Below are 6,712 nucleotides of genomic sequence, written 5' to 3'. Positions count from 1 at the left end.
CGTGCTGGGCCATGCGAAGACGCTAAAGATCGACGAGCAAGAGCCGATTCGCTTTACGCGTGACATGGCGGGACGGCTCAGTCGTGTGGGCTTCTCGGCGGAACTCGATCACGCTCTTGAGTACGACCGCGCCGGGCGACTCAGCCGTCACACGACGATGCACGGCACACAGACTGTCGATCAGGTCGCTTACCGTTACGACGTGCTAGGCAATCTCACCGAGCGCGACGACTCGCGGCTTGGCGCAGACCGCTATCGCTACGATCCGTTAGGGCGCATCGTGGCGCATACAGACCCTGCGCAGACGTTGCGGCACTTCGTATATGACAGGCAAGGCGATCGTTTCCACCACCAGCACGCGAACGAGCGCGGGCGGCAGGTGCAGCATGACAATGGCGCACGTTGGTGGCTCGATGCGGCGGGACAGCTTACCGAGCGCCACGATACCCAAACCGGCGTGCAGCGCTTCACATGGGATGCGTTCGGTCGGCTCGCGGAGTTCGAGAACACGCGCAACGAAAAGTGGGCATATCGTTACGACGCGCTGGGCCGACGAATCGGTAAGGTAGCGCTGGACGGACCTGGCACCGAGCGGCCGAACAAAACGCGGACCTGCTTCCTCTGGGATAGCAACACGATGGCCGGCGAGATGCGTCAAGCACACTCGAAGAATGAGGGGCGCTTCTATGCTTACCATCTGAAGAGCTTCGTGCCGCTGACGATGCAAACCGTCGCGACGGACGAGGTAACCACCAAGACGCACGCGCGGATGTTCTACTATCAGAACGACCCGAACGGCGCACCGGTCAAGCTACGCGCGTACGATGGTCAGATCGTTTGGGAAGCACACTATGGAGTAACCGGCGCAGTCGATTTCTTCGAGACGCATTCAATCGATCAGCCGATCCGCCTGCAAGGTCAATACGCGGACAATGAGTCGGGGCTGCGGTATAACCGTTATCGCTACTTCGATCCGGCGACCGGTAGCTTCGTGTCGCAAGATCCCATCGGGCTACTAGGCGGCGGGAATCCGTACCAGTTTGCGTTCAGCACAGTTGGGTGGATTGATCCACTAGGCCTGCGTTGTGCTCATGTCGACGAAGAGAAAACGCTACATATCAAGAATCAGTTCGAGCCCGGCAGCGCCGAAGATTTGGCTTTGCGACAGCACGTTGCAGATTGGAACGCTCAGATTGAGGCAGCGGGCGGCTCGATGACTCGACAATCTGTAACCAAGGAGATGCGAGCAGCCGCGAACACAACCGCTGAATCGACCAGAAAGGCAAACCCAGAACTCTATCCAGCGGGCGTGGCCGCCGGACATACTCCTGACGTTGGATGGGGTGGAGCGATCGAAGGCCCAATAAAGCCTCTTAACTCTGCCGTTAACGCATATGTTGGCGGTGCGACCCAAGCCGTTCCAGTGGGAACGACATACAACCAAGTTGTCTTGGACTGAAGAAATGATTGTCGAAAATCTTAAAACCGCTGTTGCTCAACGAATCGCTCTGGATACGGTGCCGGACTCCAACAATATGAGTGCTGCCGAGCCAATTCTCCGCGACATTCCCACTTTGAAAAAAGGCAAGTATCGAAAGTTGACACCCATGCTTGAACAGCGATTCAAGATGTGCGGACGTTGGCTGCATGCAACTCATGGCACATGGTTAAGCCTTGCTGATATGGAAATGCTCTGGGACGATCCCGTACAAGACAATCTCGTTCGGGCGTTAAAGTACCAAGCGGAAGCCGCGAGGGACAACTGGCCAAATCATGCCTATGGACTATTTAGGGCGGAACGGCTGTCTCTGTTTGCGGCTAGTGATCTAGGAAACGAGTCGATATTTCTTCTGTGGTTAGACTTCGAAGAAGAGCCGGAGGTGTGGGTCTATGATTCCAACGGAGAATCTAGGTACGCCAATCTTGACGAATACTTGCTTGCTTATATATCGGACGACTTGAGTGCTTCAGAACGAAGCTGGAGAGCTTAATTGTCCGTGCCTCTACGGTAGATGATCACACTTGTGGCAGGCTAGTGCGGCTGTGGAATCAGCCGTTGAATCGGGGCCGTCTGGGCTAAGCACTCAGGCAATTGCACGCCGCCGCCATGCCCGCCCGTATCGCTTACGGTGTATGGCACGCCCGCCGCGCTGCGCGGCGCTTTGCCTCATGTGGTCGAGCGCGGCGGCACTTCGTCGCTGCGCTCCCGCGGCGATCGATGAAGAGAGTATGGCGAAAGCCACGGACGAAAAAAAAGCCCGCTAACGAGCGGGCTGGTCCGCGACGGGCTTCAAAACCTTGGCACAAATTCAGACGATCCGAACTAATGCCGATAACAGAAATATTTTGCTAGAAGCAAAAAAATCCTATGTCGCTTTAGGATTTGCTCTTGTGTGCGAGCACACCGCGATCCACAGGCATTTCGAGGTGCATGCTCAGCGCTGTCCGTCTCGTTGCACACGCGTGGGCGACCGACAAATCGTCGCACATGCGATCGAACCGACGAACTCGTCGCAAAAACCCGTGCACAAGAGCCGGGCACGGCTGCACATTGAACGACCAAACGACGAGCGCCCTTGTTTCAAAATCGTCGCTTCCATCACAAATTTCGTATATCGCAGACCGAAGAGACGCGCCATTACGGCGGTTATCCAAGAGTGTGGACGGGTATCGTTCGAACCGATGTCCAGCAATGGATTCCACGTACAAGTCGCAGTACCTCAAAGTCAGTTTTATGAATTTCCCGCTAGTTCCTTCGCTCGGCCACAGACGTATTTTGAACGTCCCAAACTCGTCATCCTTGCAGATGCGATAGTAAAAGTTGCCGAACCCGATGATGTTAGTGAAGTCACTGACTCTTTCTCGGATAGTCGCTATATCTATGTCCCACTTCGCCGCAACATGTAGATCATAAGTTTCCATGGAAAATTTCCTATATTTGTCGCATAGGTGAACTTAACTTAGGCTCGTCAGTATAAGCATCAGAATATTGCCGACAGGCATTAATACGCGCGCTCACTGTGAGCCGCTCAAACGCCGGGGTCGTCCCGCAGGCGCGTTGACGTATGGCGCGAACTCGGTTCGCATGTTGTTACGGGTTCAATGCTTGGCGCTGTCGCCTAACTCGCCCGAAGCGTACGCGAGCGTCAACTCGATCTGCTGCGCCGTTAGCGCTTCGACGCGAATGTTCGCGCGCGGGTCAGCGCGGTCGATGCCGTGGTAAATGTGCTTCTCTCCCACTTGGCGATCGCTCATAAAGACGCCCCGGCGTGGCATTCGCGAACATTGCGCCCGTTCCGCTTAACTGTGCGATAGCGCGATCGCATCGCATCGAGGATCACGCTTTCGCCTAAGAGGCGTTAACAGAATGAATTTTGCAGGTGTCGCAGCATATGATGCAGCAAGCGATTTTCAAGAAGGCCTCGTGGATGAAAGCGAGGCGCTCGAATCGAATGCGAAGGCAGCGAAAGTGTCTTGCCTAGCCCGCTACCATGAGGCTGATCGCGCCGAGCGATTTCGGTTATGGTCGGCTGCGCGCAATCGCGCAAGCAGCACCTCATGCAACCGCTCCTAGACGCCGGCGGCCTGCCAGTCACGCAAACGACGCCGGCACCTCATGCCGCTGCCGCAGCCCATCTCGCGAGGCGGTAGGTCCCACCCAGACCCGTCTGTAAGACGAAGAGAATGCCCGTAAGCACCGCACCATTGTCGAGTGGCTTGCGCCCCGGATAACGAACTCGCCGTGGCTTCGGAGGAGGCAGCAACGGTTCGATGAGTGCCGAAAGGTCGTCGAGTATCAGCTTGGCCATATCCTTTTCGTCGTCGAAACAATGAAAAGGTAAACAGCATTCATTGAAGGTTAACAGCCCCTGCGTTCATTCTGTTAAGGGTTCTTAGGCAGCCCACGATCACCTGGCAAGCATGGCCAAACTACGCGTGACCGCGGGCGTATCGGGCTGCTTTCTTTGGTCACTTTCAGCAGCAAAGAAAGTGACTGCCGCCCCGCACAGGGGCAACGCTTATAAACCAACACGAAAACGGGATCCGGCGAAAAACCGGAGCACAAAAAAAGTCATTCCGCTTCTTCAAGCGCCTCTTCCCGCGGATAAACCCGCACCAACACAATCCTCGGTCCCTTCATCTTCTTGACAACGATATCGAACCGATCGAAAGAAACCCTCTGCCCTTCAGTAGGCAAATCGCCCAACGCATTGATGACGAGTCCACCAACCGACTCCGCCCGCCCTTCGTCGATATCAATGCCGAGCGCCCGCTCCAGCGAAACCACCGGCAAGCTGCCCTTGCCCATCAACGTGCCGTCGTCCATACGCGACCAGTCGGCATCGCCCTGACGAAACTCGTCGTGAATCTGCCCGACGAGCGCGCCAAGCAAGTTATCCAAGGTAATGAAGCCGATGGGCTTCGCGCCCTTGCGCCCGACGATCGCGAGATGCGGCGCGCCCTTGCGAAACCGTCGAAACAGTTCGAGCGCCGACAGATTCGGCGCGACATATTGCACGGGCCGCACATGCCGCGAAAGTTTGTCGATCTTTCCTGCAGCATCCTTCGAGAGGCTGAAGTTGAAACCGCGCGACCCGCCATCGCCCGCAAGCAACAGGTCCTTCAGATAGATCATGCCGATCACGCGCTCGCCCGACGCATCGGCGAAAAGCGGATAGCGCGAAAAACGATGCCGCGATACCACGGCGAGGTTGTCGCGCATCGGCAAGTCATTGCGCAGCCCGACGAGTTCATGCGCCGGACGCATCAGATCCGACACCGTCATGCGGCTGAAATCGAGCGAATGCGCAATGGTGTTCCACTCGTCCTCGTTGTACGAAGACGCACCGCCATGACGCCGTCCGCGCAGGATCAGCTTGAGTTCGTCGGTGGAGTAATGGGCATCGTGACCGTGTTCGCCCGACATGCCGAAGAGCCGCAGCACGAAGTTTGCGCTCGTGTTAAGCACCCAGATGAACGGGTACATCAGCCAGTAAAAGCCGTAAAGCGGCGTGGCGAGCCACAGGCCCACCTGCTCCGCGCGGCGTATGGCCCAGGACTTGGGCGCGAGTTCGCCGACGACGATATGCAGGAACGAAATGACCGTGAACGCGAAAAAGAGCGAGATGGTCTCGATGAGCTGTTCCGATTCGACGCCGACCAGCGCGAAGATCGGATGCAGGAGCGTCGCGAACGCGGGCTCGCCGATCCAGCCGAGTCCGAGCGATGCCAGCGTGATGCCGAGCTGGCATGCGGACAGATAAGCGTCGAGCTGCCCGTGCACCTTCGCGAGCAGACGGCCGGGAAGACCGTTGGTGCGCGCAATCGCCTTCACGCGCGTGGGCCGCAACTTGACGAGCCCGAACTCCGCCGCGACGAAGAAACCATTCAGCGCGACGAGCAACAATGCGCCGATCAGCGCGACAACCTGAGCCAAAGCAACTCTCTTCGAAAGTGGAAAGCGTCAGTATATGGGCGACAGCTGATCGAAAGTCAATTTACATCCCCGCGACGGGCACGCGTACCGATAACGTAACTTCGGCACCATCCGCGATGTCGCTGTGCTCGAACGCGCCGCCGTGCGCCTCCGACACGCGTTTGCACAGCGCGAGCCCCCACGCGATGCGCCCGCCCTCGCGCGGCTCCAGTGCCTGCCGGCGTGCGAACGCTTCGAGCACATGCGGCGACGCCGGATCGCCGAGCGCCTGTGCCGACGCGCTAAAGCGCACGTCCGTGCGCCACATGCTGCCCTCGATGTTGCTCGACACGCGCACGGTCGCACCGGACGGGCTCGCCTCGGCAGCGAATGCGAGCATGAGCCAGAGCGCTTGCAACAGACGCTCTGCATCGCCTTCCAGTTGTTCTTCTGCAAGGGGCGAGTCGATTTCGATCGTCACGCCGCGAGCGCGCGCCACGCTCGCACGCGCGAGCGCCGCGCTTTTTTCGAGCAGCGGACGCAGCGCGACGGGCGCGAGCGCAACCTGCAGCGCCTTGGTTTCGGCGCGCGTCGTATCGACCGACTGCTCGATCAGCTTCACCTGCTGCTCGACGCCTGAGCGAATGCCAGCGAGCGCGCGCTGCGCGGCGGAATCGTTGGGGTCGACCTTTCGCTCGAGCACGTAGCCCCAGCTATGGATCGCGTTGAGCGGCCCGCGCAGATCATGCGACACGACCGAGAGCACGTGATCGCGCATGAAGAGCGTCGCCTCGGCACGCAGATGCGCGATGCGCTCGGCGCCGCCATGCTCGTCGTCCGGCGCGCCCGCCTCCGAGGACACGATCAGCGTCACGCAATCCGCGCCCGGCAGCGCGATGATAGAAAAGGCGCACGGCGTGTCGTCCTCGCCGAACCTCACGTGCGCGCGGCGCGTCGCGTTGCCCGCGAGCGCGGCATCGGCCGCGGCTGCGAGCGCGGCGGTGAGCGGAGGCGGCAACGGACTGTCGGAAAGCAACCGGCCGCTCAGCGCGGAAGAATCGAGATCGAAGAGATGAGTGAATACGGCGTCGGCGGAGAGGCATCGCTGGGCGGCGTCGAGCACCAGCACGCCGTCGTTTCCTGCGACGGCCGCATCGAAAGCCTTGTCGCCTTCGGGCTCGACCGTACTGGAAAAAGACGTTGTCACGGTTATGGGTCCTTGCGTGTATCGGTGATGCGGTTGATGTCGCGAAAGCCGCATGCGTTGCTGCTGCGCTGCACGTATGGCCTGAAGAA

Annotated in this window: 6 protein-coding genes and 1 pseudogene; 3 read left to right on the top strand and 4 right to left on the bottom strand. The window is 59.0% G+C overall.

The window, feature by feature from the left end:
- The 3 genes from NCT32_RS14710 to NCT32_RS14700 all read left to right on the top strand — a co-directional run.
- Nucleotides 1-1,459 (top strand): RHS repeat domain-containing protein (locus NCT32_RS14710; RefSeq protein ID WP_250490423.1); only part of this gene is annotated, 1,459 nt, incomplete at its 5' end.
- A 4-nt stretch (nt 1,460-1,463) separates the two neighbouring features.
- The gene (locus NCT32_RS14705) at nt 1,464-1,991 is read left to right on the top strand and encodes a hypothetical protein (protein ID WP_061121578.1); all 528 of its coding nucleotides are present in this window, start codon (nt 1,464-1,466) and stop codon (nt 1,989-1,991) included.
- 307 nt (nt 1,992-2,298) lie between these two features.
- Nucleotides 2,299-2,907 carry a hypothetical protein gene (locus NCT32_RS14700; RefSeq protein WP_143756444.1) on the top strand — a complete coding sequence of 203 codons (609 nt, stop codon included), beginning with the start codon at nt 2,299-2,301 and terminating at the stop codon, nt 2,905-2,907.
- Nucleotides 2,908-3,099: 192 nt separating this feature from the next.
- Here the strand turns inward: NCT32_RS14700 and NCT32_RS14695 are convergent, their stop codons facing one another.
- The 4 genes and pseudogenes from NCT32_RS14695 to NCT32_RS14680 all read right to left on the bottom strand — a co-directional run bounded on the left by NCT32_RS14695 (nt 3,100) and on the right by NCT32_RS14680 (nt 6,623).
- The gene (locus NCT32_RS14695; RefSeq protein ID WP_250477275.1) at nt 3,100-3,255 is read right to left on the bottom strand and encodes a hypothetical protein; all 156 of its coding nucleotides are present in this window, start codon (nt 3,253-3,255) and stop codon (nt 3,100-3,102) included.
- 318 nt (nt 3,256-3,573) lie between these two features.
- Nucleotides 3,574-3,809 (bottom strand): annotated as a pseudogene (locus NCT32_RS14690) (transposase); the annotation flags it as partial.
- 263 nt (nt 3,810-4,072) lie between these two features.
- Entirely contained in the window at nt 4,073-5,437 is a 1,365-nt protein-coding gene (locus NCT32_RS14685) for a hemolysin family protein (protein WP_250490422.1), read from the bottom strand.
- Nucleotides 5,438-5,498: 61 nt separating this feature from the next.
- The gene (locus NCT32_RS14680) at nt 5,499-6,623 is read right to left on the bottom strand and encodes a sensor histidine kinase KdpD (RefSeq protein WP_311394670.1); all 1,125 of its coding nucleotides are present in this window, start codon (nt 6,621-6,623) and stop codon (nt 5,499-5,501) included.
- Nucleotides 6,624-6,712: the final 89 nt, after the last annotated feature.

The organism is Caballeronia sp. INML2, from assembly GCF_023631365.1.
In the GTDB taxonomy this organism is placed as follows: domain Bacteria; phylum Pseudomonadota; class Gammaproteobacteria; order Burkholderiales; family Burkholderiaceae; genus Caballeronia; species Caballeronia turbans.
Note: the sequence above shows the minus strand (reverse complement) of the source record. Positions and strands in the feature narration are given on the sequence as shown.